This window comes from Cytophagaceae bacterium ABcell3 (assembly GCA_030913385.1).
GTDB lineage: Bacteria > Bacteroidota > Bacteroidia > Cytophagales > Cytophagaceae > ABcell3.
In genome coordinates, this window is the sequence record CP133159.1 from 637,501 (window position 1) to 660,090 (window position 22,590).

The 22,590-nt window shown below is 37.2% G+C and carries 16 protein-coding genes and 2 rRNA genes (1 of these 18 only partly in view); 13 read left to right on the top strand and 5 right to left on the bottom strand.

Annotated features, from left to right (window positions below):
- From RCC89_02700 to RCC89_02735, 8 genes are all read left to right on the top strand, one after another.
- Positions 1-181, top strand: a 23S ribosomal RNA gene (locus RCC89_02700) (it extends 2,721 nt beyond the left edge of the window).
- A gap of 188 nt (positions 182-369) precedes the next feature.
- Positions 370-481, top strand: a 5S ribosomal RNA gene (rrf, locus tag RCC89_02705).
- A 271-nt stretch (positions 482-752) separates the two neighbouring features.
- On the top strand, positions 753-1,511 hold the full coding sequence (locus RCC89_02710; protein WMJ72085.1) for an ABC transporter permease: 759 nt from the start codon (positions 753-755) through the stop codon (positions 1,509-1,511).
- 7 nt (positions 1,512-1,518) lie between these two features.
- Positions 1,519-2,253 carry an ABC transporter ATP-binding protein gene (locus RCC89_02715; GenBank protein ID WMJ72086.1) on the top strand — a complete coding sequence of 245 codons (735 nt, stop codon included), beginning with the start codon at positions 1,519-1,521 and terminating at the stop codon, positions 2,251-2,253.
- Between the two features lie 2 nt (positions 2,254-2,255).
- Positions 2,256-2,996, top strand: a complete 741-nt coding sequence (locus RCC89_02720) for a glycosyltransferase family 2 protein (GenBank protein ID WMJ72087.1) — start codon at positions 2,256-2,258, stop codon at positions 2,994-2,996.
- Entirely contained in the window at positions 2,977-4,725 is a 1,749-nt protein-coding gene (locus RCC89_02725; protein ID WMJ72088.1) for a hypothetical protein, read from the top strand. The genes RCC89_02720 and RCC89_02725 overlap by 20 nt, the downstream gene beginning before the upstream one ends.
- 281 nt (positions 4,726-5,006) lie before the next feature.
- Positions 5,007-7,214, top strand: a complete 2,208-nt coding sequence (locus RCC89_02730) for a glycosyltransferase (GenBank protein WMJ72089.1) — start codon at positions 5,007-5,009, stop codon at positions 7,212-7,214.
- Positions 7,201-8,004 carry a glycosyltransferase family 2 protein gene (locus tag RCC89_02735; GenBank protein ID WMJ72090.1) on the top strand — a complete coding sequence of 268 codons (804 nt, stop codon included), beginning with the start codon at positions 7,201-7,203 and terminating at the stop codon, positions 8,002-8,004. Before RCC89_02730 ends, RCC89_02735 begins: the two co-directional genes overlap by 14 nt.
- A gap of 11 nt (positions 8,005-8,015) precedes the next feature.
- Here RCC89_02735 and RCC89_02740 read toward each other — a convergent pair whose 3' ends face one another.
- Positions 8,016-8,750, bottom strand: a complete 735-nt coding sequence (locus RCC89_02740) for a methyltransferase domain-containing protein (GenBank protein ID WMJ75628.1) — start codon at positions 8,748-8,750, stop codon at positions 8,016-8,018.
- A gap of 28 nt (positions 8,751-8,778) precedes the next feature.
- Positions 8,779-12,756: a glycosyltransferase gene (locus tag RCC89_02745; GenBank protein ID WMJ72091.1), complete on the bottom strand. Its 3,978-nt coding sequence runs from the start codon at positions 12,754-12,756 to the stop codon at positions 8,779-8,781.
- A 782-nt stretch (positions 12,757-13,538) separates the two neighbouring features.
- On the opposite strand from RCC89_02745, the gene RCC89_02750 reads away from it, so the two are divergent.
- Positions 13,539-14,651: a hypothetical protein gene (locus tag RCC89_02750; protein WMJ72092.1), complete on the top strand. Its 1,113-nt coding sequence runs from the start codon at positions 13,539-13,541 to the stop codon at positions 14,649-14,651.
- Positions 14,652-14,698: 47 nt separating this feature from the next.
- Here RCC89_02750 and RCC89_02755 read toward each other — a convergent pair whose 3' ends face one another.
- The gene (locus RCC89_02755) at positions 14,699-15,682 is read right to left on the bottom strand and encodes an SDR family oxidoreductase (GenBank protein WMJ72093.1); all 984 of its coding nucleotides are present in this window, start codon (positions 15,680-15,682) and stop codon (positions 14,699-14,701) included.
- A 188-nt stretch (positions 15,683-15,870) separates the two neighbouring features.
- On the opposite strand from RCC89_02755, the gene RCC89_02760 reads away from it, so the two are divergent.
- The gene (locus RCC89_02760) at positions 15,871-17,277 is read left to right on the top strand and encodes an Nramp family divalent metal transporter (GenBank protein WMJ72094.1); all 1,407 of its coding nucleotides are present in this window, start codon (positions 15,871-15,873) and stop codon (positions 17,275-17,277) included.
- A 94-nt stretch (positions 17,278-17,371) separates the two neighbouring features.
- Here RCC89_02760 and RCC89_02765 read toward each other — a convergent pair whose 3' ends face one another.
- Positions 17,372-17,872, bottom strand: coding sequence for a hypothetical protein (locus RCC89_02765; protein WMJ72095.1), 501 nt, complete (start codon positions 17,870-17,872; stop codon positions 17,372-17,374).
- A 337-nt stretch (positions 17,873-18,209) separates the two neighbouring features.
- Positions 18,210-19,187, bottom strand: coding sequence for a deoxyhypusine synthase family protein (locus tag RCC89_02770; protein ID WMJ72096.1), 978 nt, complete (start codon positions 19,185-19,187; stop codon positions 18,210-18,212).
- A gap of 310 nt (positions 19,188-19,497) precedes the next feature.
- Between RCC89_02770 and RCC89_02775 the strand changes: the two genes are divergently transcribed.
- From RCC89_02775 to RCC89_02785, 3 genes are all read left to right on the top strand, one after another.
- Positions 19,498-19,875, top strand: coding sequence for a sensory rhodopsin transducer (locus tag RCC89_02775; protein ID WMJ72097.1), 378 nt, complete (start codon positions 19,498-19,500; stop codon positions 19,873-19,875).
- A 63-nt stretch (positions 19,876-19,938) separates the two neighbouring features.
- Positions 19,939-21,594 carry an alpha-amylase family protein gene (locus tag RCC89_02780; GenBank protein WMJ72098.1) on the top strand — a complete coding sequence of 552 codons (1,656 nt, stop codon included), beginning with the start codon at positions 19,939-19,941 and terminating at the stop codon, positions 21,592-21,594.
- A gap of 3 nt (positions 21,595-21,597) precedes the next feature.
- Positions 21,598-22,566: a TIGR03885 family FMN-dependent LLM class oxidoreductase gene (locus RCC89_02785; protein WMJ72099.1), complete on the top strand. Its 969-nt coding sequence runs from the start codon at positions 21,598-21,600 to the stop codon at positions 22,564-22,566.
- Positions 22,567-22,590 lie beyond the last annotated feature (24 nt).

Consider the following 22,590-nt stretch of genomic DNA (forward strand, 5'->3'; position numbering starts at 1 on the left):
AGGTGCATTGCAGAGTAGCTACGTTCGGACGAGATAAGCACTGAAAGCATCTAAGTGCGAAACTCGCCTCAAGATGAGGCTTCTATACAGGGTCGTCAGAGACTATGACGTCGATAGGTTGCAAGTGTAAAGGCAGAAATGTCAAAGCTGAGCAATACTAATTACCCGGAGACTTTCTTTTTTGCGCTGCCAATTTCTATTAGTCTGCTTTTCACATGTTAAAAATATTAGAGCTTCCCCAAATGTAGGGGACGGCCAACAAGGTGACCGCAAGTATAGCGGTACACCGAAAAAAAACTTAATGGTGATCCCGATAGCTATCGGGGTAGCACAGGTGTCCGCCAAAAGGGTGGTAACCTTAAAGATCTTAATGGTGACTATTGCACGGGTGTCCACCTCTTCCCATTCCGAACAGAGAAGTTAAGCCCCGTCGCGCTGATGGTACTGCGGTAAAACGTGGAAGAGTAAGTCGTTGCCAGTTTTGTACAAGCCTTGTCGTGTAAACGGCAAGGCTTTTTTTTATGTAGTGCCGATTTTCAATCGGCTCGCATAAATGGCAAGCGTATAAATCAAAGAGATAACTATAACGCACTTTTCCTTATTGTAAAAGAATAGGGTCGTTTAGGTATAAATGAACAAATCTTACATGTTTCACCCCTACATTCTTTGTCAGATTAATGGATGATTATAGGCTAATGAGCTTCTTATTTATTATCTTTGTGTTTAATTAACAAAGTATTTTGGCACCTCAATTGAAAAATAAGCTTGAACTAGCCTTTGTTCTGGCTATAAAAAATGTTAAAATCAGGTATAAAAATTCTCTATTAGGTTATTTTTGGAGTCTATTGACCCCACTTATTTACCTTGGCATTTTTGTAACTATTTTCAAGTCCAGGTTTCCTGAAATAGAAAACTATCCTCTTTACGCACTGACTGGCCTTATATTTTGGAATTTTTTTAATACTACTTCTAACCAAATTTTAACGTCAATTATAAGTAGTGCAGGCGTCTTAAAATCAATAAATGTCCCTACCTTGATATTTCCTATATCAGCATTGGTGTCTTCTGTTATCAACTTGGCACTTTCTTTAATACCCTTCTTTGTTCTCATGTTGTTTTTCGGTTTTCGCCCATCGCTAGAAAGTATACAGATAATATATATACTGGTCATGTTTTGCATGTTTACTTTAGGGTTCGGGCTTATTCTCAGCGCTTTGAATGTGTACTTTAGGGATGTCGGCTTGCTGTGGACAACCATTATACCGGCTTTGTTTTATTTTACGCCTATTGTTTATATGATAGAACTGCTGCCTGAGAGAATGCAACTGGTAATGCAGTTCAATCCCATTCATCAGTTTCTTTCTGCTTTTAGGATGGCACTTTACACACCTGATATGGCTTGGATGTCGTTAGGTTCTTATGGAACTATTACGGCCTTGGGATTCGGTTTCCTGTATATTGGCTATTCAGTATTTCATAAACTAGAAAAAGGTTTTTATTCTCATTATTAATCATTAAGTGGATAAAAAAACAATAATAAAAGTTCAAGATGTTGATGTTAGCTTCTACGTGCATGCGCAAGGGGTTAATTCGTTCAAGCAATGGCTTTTTTCTTTTGGTACAAAAAAGCTGTTCCAAAAGAAAAAGGTTTTGGAGGGTATCTCATTCGAGATTAATGAAGGGGACTGTGTAGGTTTTCTTGGAAAGAATGGAAGCGGAAAGAGTACTATTTTAAAAACTATCGCAGGAATCATTCCTCCCGAGAAAGGAAAGGTGGAAGTACATGGAAAGGTGGCTCCCATGCTTGCGATTGGGGTTGGTTTAGAACCAGAACTTTCAGGTTATGAGAATATAAAAATTGGGTGTTCTTTAATGGGCATGGGACGCTCAAAGATTGGATCTTTGATGGACTCTATTGTGGAGTTTTCTGAATTGAGCAACGAAGATTTGAAAATGCAGGTAAAAAGGTATTCTTCTGGCATGAAAGCAAGGCTGGGTTTTTCTATGGCAGTTTCAGAGCAGCCAGAAATCCTTATTGTTGATGAGGCTTTGTCTGTGGGAGACCAAGCTTTTAAAGAAAAGTGCAACAAAAGGATAGATGAGATTAGAGAAAAAGGGTCTACCATTTTATTTGTTTCGCATAGCCTAGGCGAAGTACAACGGATATGCAATAAAGCAATTCTGCTCCACAAAGGGAAGCTTATAGCTCAAGGGCTGACAAAAGACATTATAAATAAATACAACAATAGCTGATTATGTCATTCAGGAAATGTAAAGAGATCAATAAACTTTCAATAGTTATTCCTGCATATAATGAAGAGAGAACTATTCATTTAATTCTGGATAGGATAAAAGACATCAAGCTTATATGTGACATAGAGAAAGAATTGGTTATTGTTAACGATTGCTCAAAAGATAATACCAGGGAAGCTATATGCCGTTATATTGACAATAATCCTTCATTGAACATCAAGTATCTGGAGCATGAAAAGAATAAAGGCAAAGGTGCGGCATTGCATACAGGCATTAAGCATGCTAGCGGTGAGTATTTAATTATTCAAGATGCCGACCTTGAATATGACCCTAGGGAGTATAACCATCTGCTTAAGCCTGTTCTAGAAGGCTTTGCAGATGTTGTCTATGGGTCCAGGTTTATGGGGAATAATCCACACCGAATCTTATTTTTCTGGCATACGATAGGGAACAAGTTTTTGACTTTTATCAGTAACATGTTTACTAACCTTAATTTAACGGATATGGAAACATGTTATAAACTTTTTGATACTAAGGTTATCCAGCAAATAAAATTAAAAGAAAACCGTTTTGGTTTTGAGCCAGAAATAACTGCAAAAATCGCAAGGGTTCCCGGCATAAGAATATATGAGGTCGGAATCTCTTATTACGGAAGGACATATGAAGAGGGGAAAAAAATAGGTTGGAAGGATGGCGTAAGAGCTATTTATTGCATTTTAAAATATGGACTTTTTAAAAGATAGTAAATTAAAAAAAGTTGAGTTGACATTGAGTTTCGTACTCAGTGGTGTTTTGCTTTTTTTTATAGGACAGAATATTAACTCTTTTCTTTTTTCATCTTTATGGTGTGATGAGTTATATACAGTATTGCATTTTACTTCTAAAGGGGCTTTAAATGCTGTTACTGATTATCATGTGCCTAATAATCATATTTTTTTTTCCCTTATAAATAGCATAATTCCAGGATATGATTCCGTAGAGCCAGCTAGAGCTAGAATGTTTTCATTTATATCCCTATTAGCTTTTATTTTTTTTGCATATAGCTATTTCTATAATTTGAAACAGTATTTATTAGCCCCTGTCTTTTTGTTCTTTTTATATTCCAATAGTTTGCTTCTAGATTTGGTATTGCAGGCTAGGGGCTACGGGCTACTTTCTTTTTTTATTTTGGTGAGTTGTATTTGTGTTTATAAGTATTTTCGTGATGGGGGAAGGTTGAACTTACTGTTGCTATGTATATCATGTGTATTGGCCGTTTATACCATTCCTACAAGTGTAGTTTTTTATTTCTTTCTGTGGGTTTTGCTGTTAACCTTTGCAGAAAAACGAAAAGGAGTTTTCATATCTGCAGCCATTTCTGGTTTTGTTGTGGCTTTAGTACATATTCCTGTTTTGGGACAGCTGTTGGAAGTCTCATCTACTTATGCAGATGGCTGGGGAAGGCAGTTTGGAAGTTTGAGCGCTATTAAGGAAACTATTTTTAAGTTTTCATTTTTAAAAAGTTATCTAGATGTATTTATAGTTTTAGTTTGCTGTGTTGTTGCAAGTTTTAGTAAATCTTCAACTTTTTCAAAGCCTGCACTAACTCTATTTTTTTCTGTTCTATTGTCTTTATTAGTTTTCAGGCTTCTTGAGACACCCATACCACGTACGGTTGCTTTTGTTTTGATTGTACTTTTCTTTGTGGCTTTACACGCCATCAATAAATTATCATTATTTCCAAAACTTAGACTTTTTTCTTTACTTTTAATCTTTGCCTTTTCTTTCATCCATTCTATATACTCTATTAGAGCTTATCAGTATACTCCATATGAGAACTGGAAAGGAGTGGCCAGCTTTATTGAACAAAACGTCCCAGAGGGAACAGAAGTTTATTGCCCTTTCAGAAGCATTCTTCTTAAAGCTTATTTACCTGAAAGCTATCCTATAGTTACTGAGCCTAATGATAGCCTAATTTCTATTGGTAAGCAAACTGTAGTTGATGGAGACTTTTTAAGTAAAGATGGTTTAGGTGTTAATCTTTCTAATAGTTATCCAATTGCCGTACCTCAAATTAGGGGTGATAAACAGGTGATTTATCTTCCTGAAAACTATTTGAGCGAGCCTCTTAATAAGGTTAAGGTTGGAAGCATTGATTCTATAAGAATTCTACAGAATCGTTATGAAGGTGTTTCCTATGATATTAGCTGTGATGGCAACTTTATTCTTCAATTCTATTCTAGCTCGGAGACTTCTATAAAAGGTCATAAGCATGTGTTATTTTATGATGAAAAAGGTGAACTTCTTTTATACAAAAATATTGATAATTTTTTTAAGTATGTATTTTGGTCTGAACATCATTCTGAGCTAGATCCCTCTAAAGTTCATAAGGTTGTTTTCAGGGTCAAAGGAAGTGCCCCTTTAGAAGGGATGATAATAGTTGATTCTTGTTTCATTTATAAGGCGCCCAATCGCACAAGCAACGGTTTTTAGGAATAGAAAAGTTAGTATTAATGGGCATGTTTCAACATTTACTCCACAAGTATCAACACTCTCCGCTGCTTGAGAGGTTAAATCGGCATATTAATAAGTCATGTACTGCAGGAATGGGCAAGCAGTTAAGGTCTTTTCTCCCTAACTTCTTAAAGTCGGGGATTAAATTTACTGTTATTGTACTTTGGTTTATTCTTAAAAAAGTGACAATATATGTTAGCATTATTAATACTTACTTTTTTACTCTTGTAGCTTTCTGTATATGGTTTCATCGAATTCGGATGTTTAAACGAGAAATTAGGTCTTATCACTCTAGTGCTGGTGATTTGCAAACGGAACCTTTGAGAGTTAGTATCATTGTTTCTTATGATCGTAACATTTTTAAAACAATACGAATTGTAAGGAATATTTTAAACAACACTATTTATCCAAACTATGAGGTGGTAGTAGTTGGGCACATATCTTCAATCTCTAAGAATGTATTGAATTTTTTTTTTACAAGTAGCAAGCTTTTGTTTGTTAAAGGAAAACATCTTTCTGAAGTAGAGGCAAAGAACCGTGCAGTTAATATGTCTACAGGCTTTTATCTTGTGTTTTGTGAACCATATGTCCAACCATTAAGAGGCTGGCTTATTAATTTAGTCATAGCTCATTCTAAAATTAATAAGCCTGGTGCTATAGGAGGTAAAACAGTATTTTCCTTTTTTCATCGTTTTGCTAATAGTTTTAAAGTTGAACAGGCCGGTATTGCCTATAGACAAGAAGACGGTGCCATAAAGCCATATAAGCTATATGAAGGGGCTGATTATAGTTCAGCATGTGTTTGCGCGTCAGTTGAACGCCCAGCTGTCAATCATGGATTATTTTTAATTAGCAAGGAGGCTTTTCTAAAGGTCGGAGGTTTTAGTCATAAATACACTCCTTATTTAGCGAGTACAGATCTTTTTTTGAAACTTATCAGTACTGGGTATGTAAATTATTATTGTGCTGACAGCGTTAGCCTTAGCTTTAATTTTAATAAAGAAAAGCATTTTGAACGTGGAGAGTTAATATCTTTCAAACGTGAATGGCAAGGTTTCTTAAAAGAAAAAGTAAATGCTGAAAGGTTTTCTTTTTTACCTGGCTTTTGGACACAGAAAAATTTAACTATTGGAGTTGTGGTTTCAGAAGAGGCTCCTTATGGATCTTTTAAAATGTTTCTTCAAACACTTTATGATAAAGGAGCAAATGTTAAATACTACAAGAGTGGTTCCGATTGGTATAATATTTCATATGAAGTTGATGTTCTTATTGTTACCGTTTCCGAATACGACCCAACTTTAATAATAGGGAATGTTTTTGTTTTAAAAATTTTTTGGGCCATCAGCAAAACAGAGCGTTTTGACATGTCGTATGGAGGGGCTTATGATCTTTTTATTTCTCCATGTTTATCTTCTTCAGCTTTTTCTAAGGTTAGAAGAAGCGTAGTGGAGTTTTCTTTAGAATATGATAAGTCATACAATATTGAAATCAATGAATTTTTTCACAAGAAAGTATATGCTTTTTTGGATATTATTCAATCCTCCGAGAGATCTAAACGTGTTGCTGTTTTAATTGCGGCTCCAGACTTAGAGTTTGCTCATGAATGGGGTGATTACCACTTTGCCTTAGCTTTGAGAAAAAATATGGAAAGGGTAGGGAATGTTCAAGTACGCATCTATACCCGGGAAAAGTGGTACAGCCATGAGGTTCTTGATAATGATGTTGTGGTTGTTCTTCGAGGAATACATAAATATCATCCAGCTGCTACCCAAATTAATTTTATGTGGTTAATTTCTCATCCTGCAGATGTTTCTATGGAAGAGCTATACATGTATGATCATATATTTGTTGCATCTGAATTGTTCGTACAAAAGTTTTCAGGAAGTCAGGGGTTGTCAATTAGCGTTCTTCATCAGTGTACAGACACTGAAGTCTTTTTTCCTGTTAAGGATGACAGGGTTAATGTTGAGGTATTGTATGTCGGAAACTCAAGAAACGTTCTTCGTGAAAGCCTGCGCTTACTTTTGCCTACGGATAAAGAACTACAGGTTTATGGTAGTCGTTGGGAAGGGTTAATACCTACTAGATATATAAAAGGGCGATATATTGATAATGATCAATTAAAGCATTATTATTCTAATGCAAGGGTGCTTCTTAACGACCATTGGTCTGATATGAAAGAAGAGGGCTTTATTTCTAATAGGGTTTTTGATGCCTTAGCTTGTAAGGCTAATTTAGTTTCAGACATCGTTTATGGAATGGATAAGCTTTTTGATAATAAGCTAATGGTCTATAGTTCAAGAAAAGAACTTTACAATTGGGTTGATAGATGTGTTGGTGGTGCTGATGAAATAGAGGAAAAAAGGGAGGCTTTGTATAAACAAGTAATTTCAGAACACACTTTCGAGCGCCGCGCTAAACAAATATTGGCCTATGTTGAAAAATTTCAAAAGTATGAAAGCAATTAAGTATCAAATAAAAAAGTGTCTATATTATTTTTCATTTTTGTTTCCGTGGACGTTAAATTATAAGCTTTTCCGTAATTCTCTAAAAGAGAATAGAGGAACGGACAGCGTTCTTTTTTTTTCTATTATTATACCTACATACAACCGTGCCAAGCTATTAAAAAAAGCAGTTGATTCTGTGCTTTCTCAAACTTATCCGCACTATGAAATATTAATAATTGACGATGGTAGCAATGACGGAACTCAAGATATGGTTTATAAGGTTTTTTCTGAAGATCTGTTAAACAAAAAAATTAGGTATGTAAATCACCCCCATAAGGGTGTAGGTTATGCTAGAAATAAAGGGTTAGAAATCGCTCAGGGTGATTTTATTGCCTACCTTGACTCAGATAATATCTGGCATAAAAACTTTTTATCTATAATGTATAATGCACTAAAAACCGGTAGTGTGGATTGTGCTTATTGTGCAATGAGTGTCTTTAATGAGGTTGATAAAATGGTTTTTACATTATTTAACTCTCCGTTCAATAGGAAGAAGTTGCTAAAAACAAATTTCATTGACCTGAATTGTTTTGTTCATAAGCGTGAGTTATATCTAATAAAAGGAGGTTTTGATGAAACCCTTACTCGTTTGCTTGACTGGGATCTGATACTTAAATATACGTCAGGAACAGGAGTTTTACCTGTTCCTGCGCTATTGGTCAGGTACAAAATCAGAAAATCAATACAACACATCACAACATCAAAACCTCTTGAAGAGAATGAAAAGAAGATATTGTCTAAGTGGTCTTAATGTTCTAAATCTTAAAACTTTCTAAAAACTGCCTGAAATTCATTGGTCATTGGTTGTGTATCAAACACCTCTTCCAGTTGGAGTGGTATATAATTCATTTCTGTTAACACACTTACCAATTCTTTAAATGAATCCATGGTGTAAACATGGCAGTGTACATCTGCATATTCTTCTTTTGAAAGTCTTTGTGCAACTTTTAGGGCTTCCTGAGGGGAAAATCGTTGCTGCTGTATTTTTTGCAGATGTTCGTTTCTCCAAACCATTTTTGCATCAACCGCTTTATGGTAAAAGAAGTGTTCAAGAATGTTATAGAAGCTCGGTTTTTTAACCTTGTTATTATAGTTGTATAAAAGGTCTATAAAAGTTGTATTTCTTCTTGTAATGTCAAAAGTATAGCGCTTGTCCGGTACGGACAGGAACAAAATTCCGTTAGTTTCAAGTATCTTTTCAATTTCCTGCAACCAACTTATAGTATCTGGTATGTGCTCAATGACATGATTTGCTATAACCACATCAAATTTTTCATTTATAACCTCTGAATATGCCGGCGTAGGGGAAATAAAATCAACTTTGACCAGCCTTTCAAGTGCATAACGTGGATTGTTCTTGCTCTTGGCAGAAAGGATTGTTTCAGAGGTATAATCCAAGTATTTAATATTAGCCTCAGATTTTAAATATGTCGGATTGTCTAAAGGGCCAATTTCTAGTAGACGTGCTTTTCTTATATCTGTTTTAGCCTCTATAATGTTTCTTTTATGCTTCCCATTTAATTAATTAAAATTTTTCTAAAAATGATAAATAATCTAAAACTGTTGTTTTTGTAGAATAGTTAGTGTTTACATCAAGATATGCATTATATCCAATTTCTTTTTTCTTTTCTATGTTTTTTTCAAGTTCTGCGATAATCGGTACAATCTCATCAATAGTGTTTACTAGAAAACCGTTTTGATTGTGACAAATCATTTCAGAATAAGCCACCGGATAAGGTGTAGTTATAAAAACTTTCTTCGCTATTCCGGCATTATAGTATTTTAAACCACTTTTCGCATTAATAAAATTATCTACATCTTCAGGTTTGAAGTTATATTGCTGAGCCAGAGATTTGATATAGGATACAGGATGATCTCCCCAGTTTATAACATAATCTGCTCCTTTAATGAAACCGAAAAGTTCATCTAAGTCAACACTGTCATAGATGTTAAGATTGTGATGTACTGGGAATTCATACTTTTCTGAAGAGAAGAAATGTATTTTAACTTTTTGCCCTTCCAGTTTCTCTGAAAGTTCGTTCATTGCTTCTAATCCGGCAGCGCCTATAGAAAAGCAGATGATATGAACGTATTCTGAGTTTAAGTCTTTTGGCTCTGCCCTTAAAAATCTGTCTGTGTCTATGCCATTTCTAAGGCAAACTGTATTTGGGTTAAACTTTAAGAGAAGCTTTTGTAAATGATTCGTTGAGGTGGTCACATAGTCACAGTTCTTAATGAATTTAAGAGGCATATCATTTTGACTATGAATAATGTAATCATCAATATCATAAATGAATGTTTTTTTGTTGCCGCCCTTTTTTTTCTTTTTTAAAACAGTTTTTAGAAAGCTCGGAGAGATTTTTTCATTTAAAGCTCCTATTCTTTGAAATACAAATATATCGTAATTGTCAAAATGAGTGTCTCTGATTTTATGCCACTTTTTGGCCTTTACCTTCACATAACGGCTAAGTTCTTTTATAATTTCAAAAGTTCTTTTTCGTGTTGAGCTTGAGTACTTGGCATTATACACGAACAGAACTCTTTTGTTTGTAGTATTAACTAAGATTTTTTGGTTTTTATTTTTGAAATATAGCTCTTTGTTCTTTTCCCATAAAAGTTTGCTTTCTTCTGCATAAGAGTTAAAGGAACGGTGTCCATAATGATGCACATACGCATGTTTTACCCATACCGGCTTTGATCCAGAAAGTCTTATGCGGTCTATAAACTGAACCTCCTCCCTTGACCCAAGTCCAAAACTCGTATCAAAAAAGCCTATTTCATTAATTAATTCACGTTTAAAGAATAAGCAAAATCCATTCAAGTACTCTGTTTCTTGATACTGTTCTTTTTCTCTTTCATAAAGATCTTTTCCGAAATCTTGAATTTGCTCGTAAGTCATATCAAACCTCTGTGTATGAACTTCATCTAGCTGTTGAACCACCCCATCAAAATTCTTGGCAATGCCATAAGAGGTAGACGGGCCGGTGATTACACAGTTTGCATTTTTACTGATTCCGTCCGCAAGAAATTTATTCCAGTTTTTGGTAACTATTGTATCCGAGTTGAGGAGGCATATGTAACGGCCACGTGAGTTGGTTATTATTAAGTTGCAATTGTAAGGAAATCCTTTCCTTTCAGTATTCCTCAGGTATTTCACATTATGATGATTCAACTCTAGCTCTTTTAAATAGCTTTTGGTTTCTTCGTCACTTACATCATCAATGAGGATAACCTCATATTCTCCCGAGGTATTTTCCTGAATACTTTTGATACAGTCGCGGACATAGTCCACCTGATTGTGAATCGGGATTCCTATTGTTAATTCTACATCAGTGGTGAAGTTGATCTCAGGGTTCTTTATGGAGAATCTTTTTAATAACTCTGTTTCAAGCTTTGTTATTGATTTTTCCCATGTAAAATCATTTATGTCTTTATATGCTTGATTGGCAATTTTTCTAGCAAGCGCAGGATCAGAGAGGATTTTTTTTACCGCTTCCGCAATAGAGGATGGATTTTTCTTTTCAACAAGTAAAGAGTTTTTATTTGTGCAGAAATCTCTGGATCCTCCAGTATCGGTTGTAATTAAAGGAGTCTTGCATAACATGGCTTCTACACTACACATACCTACACCCTCGTACAAGCTAGCTGTTATCCATGCAGAACAGGAAGAGTATATTTCCCGCAACTCCGATTGGTCTGGGTTATAGTGATACTCTATGCCCTCAGGCAACTCAGGGCTCTTTTCCTGGCCGAACATGACCATAGTTAGGTCTTTTATGTCTTTCTTTAGGATCTGAAAAGACTTTATTACATCTCTTGATCTTTTCCATTCATCTTTATGATAAAGGGAGCCAATTCTGTTGCTGCGGTCTTGTGGGGTCTCAACAAACTGATCAGCGTGTATTCCGAAAGAAATCGTTTTAGCGTTTCTTCCGGTATGTTTGTGTATCTGCTCTGCTATCCAGGAGGTAGTGGCAAGAAGGTGAAAGTCTTTAATAGAAGCATTTTTGATATCCAAGTCTAAGTCGTGAACCCCGAAATGCATAAACAACAAAAATTTTAAACCTTTTGACTCGGGAAGTTTGCTGAAGATCTCTGCTGATTTATTATTGCCGTAAGTGATAAAAATATCTGCATCAGGAAGCCTTTCTTCTAGGGAGTCTATAGAGCCAGGCCTTTCAAAATATAAGTCTATCACTGGAACAGAAAAATTGAACCAGTCTGATTTGCTACCTGAATACTGACGAATAAAGTTTACTACATGTCCTTTCTCTTGCAGTAACTTAGCAATCATCATTAGCCTTTTTGTGCCTCCGTGAATATTTGTAGAAGGGGTTAGTATACTTATTATAAGCTTTCCTTGTTTAGGCCTTGGTCGTTCGGATAATTTACTTTTTTTCCATATGTTATATTTCTGTATAGTGTTTTCAAAGTTTTCAATCCCTACATTTCCTTGGTTGTTTTTCAGTAAAAGATTTTTGTATGCATTAATGAACTTATTGCCGAGTTTCCACCTGTAGGATCTTAGGATTTCCTGCTGTGCTTTTTGAAGGTCTTCTATCCAATGTGAAAGTTTTTCCAGCTCTGCTTCGGCTTTTTCTTTCTCAAATTTGATCTTGCTATTGGCTTCTGAAAATTTAGAGTTTTCAGCATTCTTTTTGTCTGCTAGGCTTTTAAGATCAATAAATTCCTTGTATATACCTTCTGTATTTTTTAATGTTAAGGCAGATTTTAAAGAAACATTTTTATTAATTTTTTGAAGGAACTTGTTTTTCAAGTTTTGATATATCTCTTTGATCTCACCTGTCAGATATATTTGCTCTAATTGGCTGTTGTCACTTAAGTCAGAATCAAGAGTTATAGCCATCTCTTTAGGATTCCTGCTTTTAAATGTAAATCCGTGGGCGCTCAAGAATAAAATTATCTGCTCATAAATTAATTCTGGTTCTTTTGTAAGACTATTGTAATCAACGAGTAAGTAAGGTTGGTTATCTATTTGTGTGACGCCGGATTTTACATACTTTTCCCATAAAGCAAGTGAGAAATCTAAAGAAAACCTATTTTTTTCCCTCAGTAATTGAGCAACTTCTATTGGGTTCCTATATACAAAAATGTAAGCAGTAAAACTAAGGTACTTTTCCCAAACTTTTCCAGTTAAACAAAACCTTGGATCGCTCAGGTAAAAATCTGTATGGGTTTCGCTGTAAGTTTTCTTAACAAGGTTTTTAATATAGCCCTTTGTTTTTTCTGATATTTCAGAATCAAATTTTTCTGGACTGTAATTAGAAATCGAAAACCAGTTGCAGTTTATCTCTTCAAGAATGAGATCATTAATTTTTCCTATATCATCTCTCTTCTCAAAACTATTTAAAGTATTGTCATTTGATTCTGATATTTGATTCTTTAAGCTAGGATGGATCCCTAGTTTTTCTAATACAGTTGAAATTGCTAAAGTTCCTGAACGGTGCATGCCAAGAACAATTACCGTTTTTTTATCACTCATGAATTGCTATTTTCTAATATGGGCTGTCAAAACCTCTTACCATTATATACTTTTCGATGGAAGTATTGACAAATGACTGCAAAATACAAAAAACAAAATTAAAAAATTGAAAGAGCTGTGCGGTTTTTCTGATGATAGTGTTCAGAAATATATTTTGTTAAAAGTTTTTTGAGCATTTAGGTTGAGGATTATAAAGTTTTCAGAAGATGTTGGGGGTATAAAAATAAGTCGTAGACAATATCATATTAGGTAATTTGCTGACTATTGGTATGGAATATTACTTTGCTTTTTCTCTTTTGTCCCAGCTCCTAAAAGGTGCTAGAACGTTTACATTGGATTTATTCCGACTAACTAGTGGTAATATTGGATCGCCTTGGTTTAGGTTCTAGAAAGATCGTGGTCTCTGAAGATCGTGGGAGAAAATGGCTAAGCGAGCTTGAGAGAGAGAACAGATTAATTATGTGCATATTGTGCTATAAAGGGTTACAATAAATGGGAATGGTATTACCATGTTCAATACAAGCTCTGACTGGATAAGTTATTATAAAATTTTTTTTGGATTTAAATCCATTTGTGCATTTAAAAGAGATTCGTGAAAAAAAGGTGGCTTTGATGAAACTTTAAAGCGTTTGGTTGAATGGGATTTAATTTTAATATTTACGTGTAAAATGATCCTATGTCTGTTCCCGCAGTACTAGTTAGTTACTACCTTAAAAAGGATATAGCCCATATAACCACAGCTGGATACTTAAACGAGAATTTACGGAAAGACTATTGGAAAAATGGGTAGAATAATAGATAGACTTATGAAAAACATTATTGTACTTGGTATGCACCGTTCAGGCACCTCTATGGTTACAGGTTTGCTATCTAAACTAGGATATTATGTTGGGGCTCCTGAAGAATTAACTAATACGAGCGAGGAAAATCCTAAGGGTTTTTTTGAAAGAAAAGATGTAAGAAATATCAACGACGAATTATTGATAGGTAATGATTTTGACTGGTATAAAGTTGCGGGCTTTACAACGGACTCTTTGACTGATTCTTCTGTTCATAAATATAAAGAAGAAATTTCAGGTGTTTTTAACCTTCTTAGAAAAAAGGGGCCTTTTGCAATAAAAGAGCCACGGCTATGTCTGTTATATCTAATTTTTAAAGAAATGGTTAGGGATGATATAAAGCTATTGGTCTATCGGGATCCAATAGAGTCAGCAGAATCTTTGCTTAAGAGGAATAAGTTCCCTTTGCATTTTGGCCTTGCTTTGTGGGAGAAGTACCATAAAGCTTTATTTAACTCCCTCTCTAACGACCATTTGATTCTAGTAAACTATAATAAATTGCTTAATGACCCAAAGGCCGAGGTTCAAAATTTGGTCAACAGTATTAATAGTTTGTCAGGGGATGACATTGCGCTTGAACAGGGTGCGCTAGATTTTATCTGCCCTGAATTGTACAGGAGCAATAAATACAAGAAATATGGTGTAGGTTATTTGACTGATAGTCAAAAGTATATATGGAATCAGTTGAAAAACTTCGATCAAAGCAAAACTTTGCGTTCACCTGAAAACCCTCTGATGGAAGTCGTTCTCGAGACTCATCAAGAATTGATGGAGGAGTATCTTCAACAGAAAGCAATTATAAATAGTCAGCGTAAGGATCTTAAAGAATCAAAAGAAGCGTTTGCAAAATTTAGGAAATCACATAGGTTAGAAGTGAAGTTTCTGCTGGATTCAATAAGAATCTTCCATGGCCGACATTTAAGTTATAAACGTTCATTAATCTTTAGAATCAAAGACATGATCAGAAAAGGACACCTTAAATACATAGATGATAGGTATGAAGACGTATTTAGCAAATTTCCAGAGGTTACTGGTGAAAGAAAAGTTAACCAGTAGGCGATTCAATTTAGGTAATTTGCTGCCTACTGGTATAAAAATATTTTTTACTTCTTCCCCTTCTTCCCTGCCAAAAAAGCCACACCTGCGGCGGTGGCTAGCACGGCGGTTCCTGCAAGGGCCAAGTTTTTGACAGGTGTTCTCATACCTCTGGTATTTTCATATCCTCCACTGACTGATTTAAAGTTAGGATTGGGCTCGTAAAGGTTGCCTTTTGAGGGTTCTGAGGACTCTTGGCTAAAGTGCTTCTTATAAACGCCTTTTCTGTATAGTTTTGCAAAAGTCTCTGGCGCAAATGCTTTGACAATGCCGTTCATTACACCCATGCCTCCTATGATTACTTCGGGTTGCGGTTTTTCTGCTAATTTTACAATGGTTTCAGCTACTTCTTTGGCTTCTAACACCGGGTTCATAGGTTTTACCTCACGCCCCATATAGTTGCTTAGCTGTCTGAACAGTGGTGTGTCGATGGTTGCTGGCAGTACAGAGCAAACATGGATGTTTTTTTCGTCAGACAGTTCATGCTGTAGAGCCAAGCTCATACCGCGAATGCCTGCTTTGCTGGTGGTATAAGCAAATGAATAAGCTTGCCCCGTCATCCCTACGATGGAGGATAGGTTGATAAGCACGCCATGTCCTTGCTCTCTGAAGTATTTTATTACGGCTTTTGCTCCATAAATGTATCCAAATAGGTTTACTTTAATGACCCTCTCAATATCTTCTATTGGAGAGTCGTCAAACTTCCCCATCATGGCTACGGCAGCATTGTTTACCCATACATCAATTCTTCCATAGGTTTCATATGCTTTTCGGGCCAGGTCTTTCACTTGGTCTTGGTTTGATACGTCTAAAGCATATACCATGGCTTCGCCACCAGCTTCTTTGCATTCTTGGGCCAGCTCGTCCAGAGCTTCTTTTTTTCTTGCAGCTAAAATTACGGTTTGGCCTTGTTTAGCAAATTCCAGAGCCGTTGCACGTCCTATTCCGCTTGACGCTCCTGTAATTACAATTACTTTTTCCTTTCCTTTCATTTTTTCCTTTTTTAAAAATGTGGGGTTAAATGAGTTTTATTATCGGCTATTAGTTTTAAGACTATTTTTTTGCTTATATGTTTATCTATTTAAATTACAAATACACCAAGTGACACAGTTACCTAATGTATATAAGTTTAGCAGTTTGCCCACATAACTATTTATGGTTTTAGAGGTTGGGTTTATCTATGGGTGAAAGTAGTGGCAATATGCGACTGGTCAGAAAAGAAGTTAAAGAGGCTCCTACAGGCATTAAGTGGGTGAAGTATCTAGCTCCTGGACTGATTTGGATGGTTTCTTCTATAGGGTCAGGGACAATTTTGTTTACCCCTAGGATTGGAGCTCGCTATGAATATGAATTAGTGTGGATGGCTATTGCGATCAGTGCGCTTATATTTTTTGTCATTAAAGAGGTGGCGCGCTTTACAGTGGTTACAGGCAAATCTATTATAGAAGGTTTTAGTATGCTTCCCGGCCCTATCAACTGGGGCGTTTGGTTTTTGTTTCTCCCACACTTATTTGCTGCTATTATTATGGCCAGTGGTCTTGCCTTACTTGCGGGGAGTACGGCTATAACAACATTTGGGGGCAGTCCGGTGGTCTATGCAGTAGTCTTGATCATTGCTTGTTTGGCTTTGGTGCTTTCTGGAAAATATAAAGGTTTTGAGAAGGCTACATCTGTCCTGGGTGGGCTATTAGTTGTTATTGCCTTAATTACAGCTATTCGGGTGTTGCCTGGAACAGGGGCGCTGATTCGTGGGACAGTTCCCCAAATCCCTTATGACTTTGATATAACCTTTGTACTTCCTTGGGTGGGCTTTTTTCTGGCCGGTGCAGCTGGCCTATTGTGGTTTTCTTACTGGGTAGCAAGTAAAGGGTTTGGAGGCTCTCTTTTAGGAGAGGATGGCATTCAGGTGCTAAACCATGAGGAAGGGTTGCAAAAAAGTGATGAGCGTTTAATTAAGTTTGGCAAATGGATGAAGGTTCTGAATGCAGCATGCTTACTGGGAATTGTCACCGGTGCTTTGATCAATTTTGCGTTTCTTGTTTTAGGCACAGAATTGCTTGCGCCCGAGGGTGTTATACCTGAAGGTGTAGAGGTTGCTGAAGATTTAACCCTACTTCTTTCAGGAGTGTGGGGCGAAACAGGAAGGTGGTTTTTGCTCATCAGTGTTTTTATTGCTTTGACTGGTAGCATTATGAGTAACCAAGATGGCTATGGTAGAATGTTTTCTGATACAACCTTGTTGTTGTTTGGTCATAAATTAAAGAGAAAGTCAAAAACAGGCTATGGTAAATGGGTCTCAAAAAAGTCAAACATTGCCGCTGTTTATAGTACCATATTTTCAGCTTTCATTCCTATGATGCTTTATTTTTGGCTGGAAGATCCTGTAACTATTCTTTCGGCATCAGGAATTATTTCTGCTATTCATATTCCTTTTATCGTTTTTGGGACATTGTATATTAACAATAGGTTCATTCCTGTGAACCTCAGGCCAGGACGTTTTTCTGTTGCCTTGCTTTGGCTGGCAGGTATTTTTTTTAGTCTACTAGCTTTTCAGCAGGTTGTTGAACTGTTCGGCATTGAATTTTAGTAATTTATATACGATACATGACCTCTTGGACGATTAAGGGTTAAAACAAAAAAGCCGCACAGGGGCGGCTTTTTTGTTTTAAGTTGTAAAGAAGTCATTCCTCTCCCGTCTCTATTGCTTCAAACAAAAGGGATTCGCCTGAGTCGCCGTAGTAGACAGTCATGATATTGTAATACATGCTAAACTCCGTTGCTGTCTCAATAGCTTTTATAAGCCTGCTTTCGTAGCTTAAAAGCTCTGACGGCTCTAATAGAGATGAAGAAACTTCTGCTTCACCTGTGCTGATTTGATCATTGTTGACTGTATAGAAGCCTTCGAACCTGTTTAAAACGGCTCCGGTATATACGCCTCCATCAAAAGTTATAATAATTCGGTAGTTAGGATTGTTGTCGTAGGCAATACATGGGGGGTATTCAAGCTGGTCGCCGCCTTTTGTTTGGAATCCAATGAACTTCCAGCTCCCGTTAAACTCTTTTTCCTCACCTTGCTTCACTGAGTAGCTTACTCTGCATGGAGGGTCTGCACGCTCTTCTTCTTTTTGGCAAGAAGACATTATTACCAGAAGCAATAATGTAAACGGTAAAATTATTTTCATGGTAAGATTAAATTATTAGAAACTAAGAAACGCAAAATCAACGTAATTTAGTGAATTGTGTTGAAATAAAAATATTCCTAATAAAAAAATACTAATGTACCTAAAAAAGTAAGTGTGAAAAAGTAAAAAGTAGAGGTATCGCTTTATGGCCCCTCTACTTTTTAACCTGGATTATTCGTTAGATTTCGTTATGAGGGGCAAAATAACAAAAAATCAGCGTATTTGGTTTGCAAAGCATAGTGGTTCTATGGTTAAAAACCAAATGCGAGCGAAGCGTCTGATTTGGAGTTATTTTGCCACGCAATAGAAAGTTCTAATGCATGTTTCAGGTTTAAAGTTACCACCCTAAAATATGGGCAAACATTAATGGCGCTACTATGGTCGCGTCGCTTTCCACTATAAACTTAGGGGTATTAATATCAAGTTTTCCCCAAGTAATTTTTTCATTAGGCACAGCACCTGAATAAGAGCCATAGGAAGTGGTAGAGTCAGAAATTTGACAGAAGTAGCTCCAAAATGGGACGTCATGCCACTCGAGATCCTGATACATCATCGGCACAACACAAATCGGAAAATCTCCGGCTATACCACCACCAATTTGGAAGAAACCAACCCCTTTGCCTCCTGAGTTTTCTTTGTACCATTGGGTAAGGTATGTCATGTATTCGATGCCACTTTTCATCGTAGAGGGCTTAAGTTCCCCTTTTATGCAGTATGATGCAAAAATATTCCCCATGGTGCTATCTTCCCACCCTGGAACTATGATTGGAAGGTTTTTCTCCGCTGCAGCCAACATCCAGCTGTCTTTCGTGTCTATTTCATAGTGCTCTTTCATTGCACCAGAAAGCAGCAGTTTATACATATATTCATGTGGTAAATACCGCTCGCCTTTTTCTTCTGCCTCTTTCCAAATTTTAAAAATATGCTTTTGAATCCTTCTGAAGGCTTCTTCTTCGGGAATGCAGGTGTCGGTAACCCTATTATAGCCATTTTCCAATAACTCCCATTCCTCTTGAGGGCTAAGGTCTCTATAATGTGGTACGCGCTTATAGTGTGTGTGCGCCACCAGGTTCATGATATCTTCCTCAAGGTTTGCCCCGGTACAGGAAATAATTGATACCTTGTCCTGGCGAATCATTTCGGCAAGGGAAAGCCCGAGCTCTGCGGTGCTCATAGCTCCGGCAAGGGTAATCATCATTTTGCCACCTTCGTTCAGGTGTGTTACATAGCCTTTGGCGGCATCCATCATTGCGGCAGCATTGAAATGGCGGTAGTGGTGCGCCATAAATTGGGAAATGGGTCCTTGTGTTGTCATCTTTTTTAATTTTTATGCTTTTTTAACTGAATTTGGCCTTTTGCTTAAAACTTTCACAAATTTTACTATTTAACTGAATTTTGTAACAAAAAATTAAAAAATTATTCTAGCATTAATTTCTAAACCTGGAATATGCACGAGAATTTGCTATTGCCCCTATTGACGAAATCTATTGCTTTAATTATCTGCAAAAACACATGAGTTAGGTTAGCAGTTCACAAGATTAGAATGATCAGAGTGCTTTCTTAAATCAAACATAGTCATTGGTGGCAGGTTATTTTTTAATGAGAAACCAGATGATCGACAGACTATGGAATATATAATGGGAAAAACGCATTGGGCAATTGCAGAAGGGCTTATTCCTGATGAAAGTACAGGGCCGGAGCCAGAAATGGAAAGTCATGAGACGGCTTGCATCTTAAATACCAGTGACCAAGATGCACATGTAGAAATCATGATATACTTTAAAGGTAAAGACCCTGTAGGGCCATATAAATATACGGTCCCGGCAAAAAGGGTTGAGCATATTCGTTTTAACAACTTAAATGATCCGGAGCCAATTCCTCGGGGCGAAGATTATGCAAGCACTATTATTTCAGATGTTCCAATAGTTGTGCAGCACTCCCGGTTAGATTCACGCCAATCTGAAAATGCATTGATGACAACCATGGCTTATGCCGCTACTTAAATTCGGTTGGGCAAGACTAATTAAAGTTAATTTAATTCATGGGTTGCATGTAAAATAGGTTTTATGGTAAATCAATGGTATAAAAGTGCTGTTGTCTATGGCATTGATGTAAAGGTTTTCAGTGATTCGGATGGGGATGGAATGGGAGATTTTCAAGGGCTTATCAGTAAACTCGACTATCTTTCTTCCTTAGGGGTAAATTGCTTATGGTTGTTGCCATTCCACCCGTCACCTAAAATAGACAATGGATATGATGTAGCAGATTATTATAATGTAGATCCGGCGCTGGGAAACCTTGGGGACTTTGTTCAGTTTATTCATGAAGCTGACCAAAGAGGCATTAGGGTTATTATGGATTTGGTTATTAACCACACTTCTGTAGAAAATTCGTGGTTTAAAGATGCCAGTGCCACCAGGGAGTCACGGTATAGAGACTATTATATATGGGAAGACGAGCCGAAGGAAAATAAAGAAAAAGTAATGCTCAAAGGGATACAAGAAAGTATCTGGGAGTATTCAGAGGCAACGGATTCCTATTACCTACACAGGTATTTTAAAGACCAGGCAGATTTAAATTTGGCCAACCCAAGGGTTCGAAAAGAAGTCCTTAAGATTATGGATTTTTGGCTTAAGCTAGGCGTTTCTGGTTTCAGGATAGATGCGGCACATGTGGTCACAGACCCCGCTGATGTGGACCATATCGATTTCGGAAACCTCCACACTTTATTTGATGAGATGCGGGCTTTCCTTGATATCCGTAATCCCAATGCTGTTTTACTTGGTGAAGCGAGTGTGGGACCTGATGAACTTCCTAAATACTTTGGCAACAATGAGTCGGGGAAAGAACGAATACACATGCTTTTTAACTTTCTCATTAATAAGCATATCATGTTGTCCTTTGCGAGACAAGAAGGGGCAACTGTTGCTAAAGGTTTAAAGCTATACAAAGATATAGCACAATCCCATTGGTTAAACTTTGTTCGCCATCATGACGAGCTTAACCTGGAGCTTCTAAGCGATGATGAACGAATGGAGGTTTGGAATGCTTTTGCCCCGGAAGAAGATATGCGCCTTTTTGGGCATGGTATTAGGAGAAGGTTGCCTCCCATGCTAAAAAACAATCATGCGAGGATCCGACAAATTTACAGTCTTATGTTCAGCATGCCTGGTACTCCATTGATAAGTTATGGGGAAGAAATAGGTATGGGCGACAATCTCAGCCTTGAAGGGCGAGAAAGTGTAAGGACTCCTATGCAGTGGTCTCCTGTAAAAGGTGGCGGCTTCTCAACTGCTGACCCTGAAGACTTGTACCGGCCAGTGATTGAGTCTGGTGATTATAGTACAGAGAAGATCAACGTCAATGACCAACAGAATGATCCAAGCTCTTTGTTAAACTGGTTCTGTTCCTTAGTTAAAGTGCGACGGCAGAACCCTGTAATTGGAATGGGTGCGTGGGATATATTAAATGTAAGTGATTCCTGTGCAGTTGCTTTGATCTACGAAATGCCAGAGGCTACTGTGGTTGTAGCCCATAACCTTTCTCCAGAACCGGTTGAGGTAAGTGTGGATACCGGGTTTCTGCTAAAATCGGCAGTAGAAATTTTTTCTGATGAAAAATATGACAAGGAAATTCTATTTAACAAGCTAAAGTTAAACGGTTACGGCTATCGCTGGATCCAGGTGCTGGACAAAGAAAAAATAACATTCTTAAATAATTAGACAATGATGAAACTAGGTTACCATATATCACATGAGCAGTTTTCGCCAGCAGACCTTTTAAGGTATGTGAAGAAAGCTGAGGAAGCAGGTTTTCAATTTGCTTTGTCTTCTGATCATTTTCACCCGTGGAACAATGACCAAGGGCACTCTGGGTTTGCCTGGGCGTGGTTAGGAGCGGCTATGGCACAAACGGATTTGAATTTTGGTGTAGTCAATTGCCCAGCGTACAGATACCATCCAGCTATTATTGCTCAGGCTGCAGCCACACTGGACAATATGTTTCCTGATAGGTTTTGGATGGCCATAGGTAGCGGTCAGGCGTTGAATGAAGCTATTAACGGAGAGCATTGGCCAGCCAGGGAAGAACGTAACAACAGGCTTAAAGAGGCAGCGGATATAATGGAAACTTTATGGAGAGGCGATTCTGTTACGCGTCATGGAGTGATTAAAGTGGAGGAGGCCAAGCTTTACACACTTCCACAAAGAAAAATTCCATTGATTGGGGCAGCCATTACGCCGGACACAGCTGCTTGGCTGGCTACCTGGGCTGATGGCATGATCACCATTTCACAACCTGTCCAGCAATTGCAAAAAGTGGTAGATGCGTGGAAAAACAATGGCGGAGAAAATAAGCCGATGGTCCTAAAGGTGCAGGTCTCTTATGACAAGTCTGACGAGGAGGCTGTAAAAGGAGCACATGAACAATGGAAAACAAATGTTTTTGGGAGTGACATGCTTGCGGAACTAAGGACACCTCTTCAATTTGAGCAGGCTGCCATGCATGTGAAGCCGGAAGAGCTTCATGGACACGTAAATATGTCCAGTGACCCAGGGCGACATATCGATTGGTTAAATCAGTATATGGAGATGGGCTTTTATGAACTTTCTATTCATAATGTCAATAAGAAGCAAGAGCAGTTTATTGATGCTTTTGGCGAGAAAATCATCCCAGAGTTGATGGTGACGCACTAATGTAGAATTTCAATTATGATAAAC

Coding starts and splice junctions, on each gene's coding strand:
- RCC89_02770 (WMJ72096.1), bottom strand. CDS start 19,187: ATGACAACACAAGGACCCATTTCCCAATTTATGGCGCACCACTACCGC.
- RCC89_02785 (WMJ72099.1), top strand. CDS start 21,598: ATGATGAAACTAGGTTACCATATATCACATGAGCAGTTTTCGCCAGCA.
- RCC89_02755 (WMJ72093.1), bottom strand. CDS start 15,682: ATGAAAGGAAAGGAAAAAGTAATTGTAATTACAGGAGCGTCAAGCGGA.
- RCC89_02780 (WMJ72098.1), top strand. CDS start 19,939: ATGGTAAATCAATGGTATAAAAGTGCTGTTGTCTATGGCATTGATGTA.
- RCC89_02750 (WMJ72092.1), top strand. CDS start 13,539: ATGGGTAGAATAATAGATAGACTTATGAAAAACATTATTGTACTTGGT.
- RCC89_02760 (WMJ72094.1), top strand. CDS start 15,871: ATGGGTGAAAGTAGTGGCAATATGCGACTGGTCAGAAAAGAAGTTAAA.
- RCC89_02735 (WMJ72090.1), top strand. CDS start 7,201: ATGAAAGCAATTAAGTATCAAATAAAAAAGTGTCTATATTATTTTTCA.
- RCC89_02775 (WMJ72097.1), top strand. CDS start 19,498: ATGGAATATATAATGGGAAAAACGCATTGGGCAATTGCAGAAGGGCTT.
- RCC89_02730 (WMJ72089.1), top strand. CDS start 5,007: ATGTTTAAACGAGAAATTAGGTCTTATCACTCTAGTGCTGGTGATTTG.
- RCC89_02745 (WMJ72091.1), bottom strand. CDS start 12,756: ATGAGTGATAAAAAAACGGTAATTGTTCTTGGCATGCACCGTTCAGGA.
- RCC89_02720 (WMJ72087.1), top strand. CDS start 2,256: ATGTCATTCAGGAAATGTAAAGAGATCAATAAACTTTCAATAGTTATT.
- RCC89_02725 (WMJ72088.1), top strand. CDS start 2,977: ATGGACTTTTTAAAAGATAGTAAATTAAAAAAAGTTGAGTTGACATTG.
- RCC89_02765 (WMJ72095.1), bottom strand. CDS start 17,872: ATGAAAATAATTTTACCGTTTACATTATTGCTTCTGGTAATAATGTCT.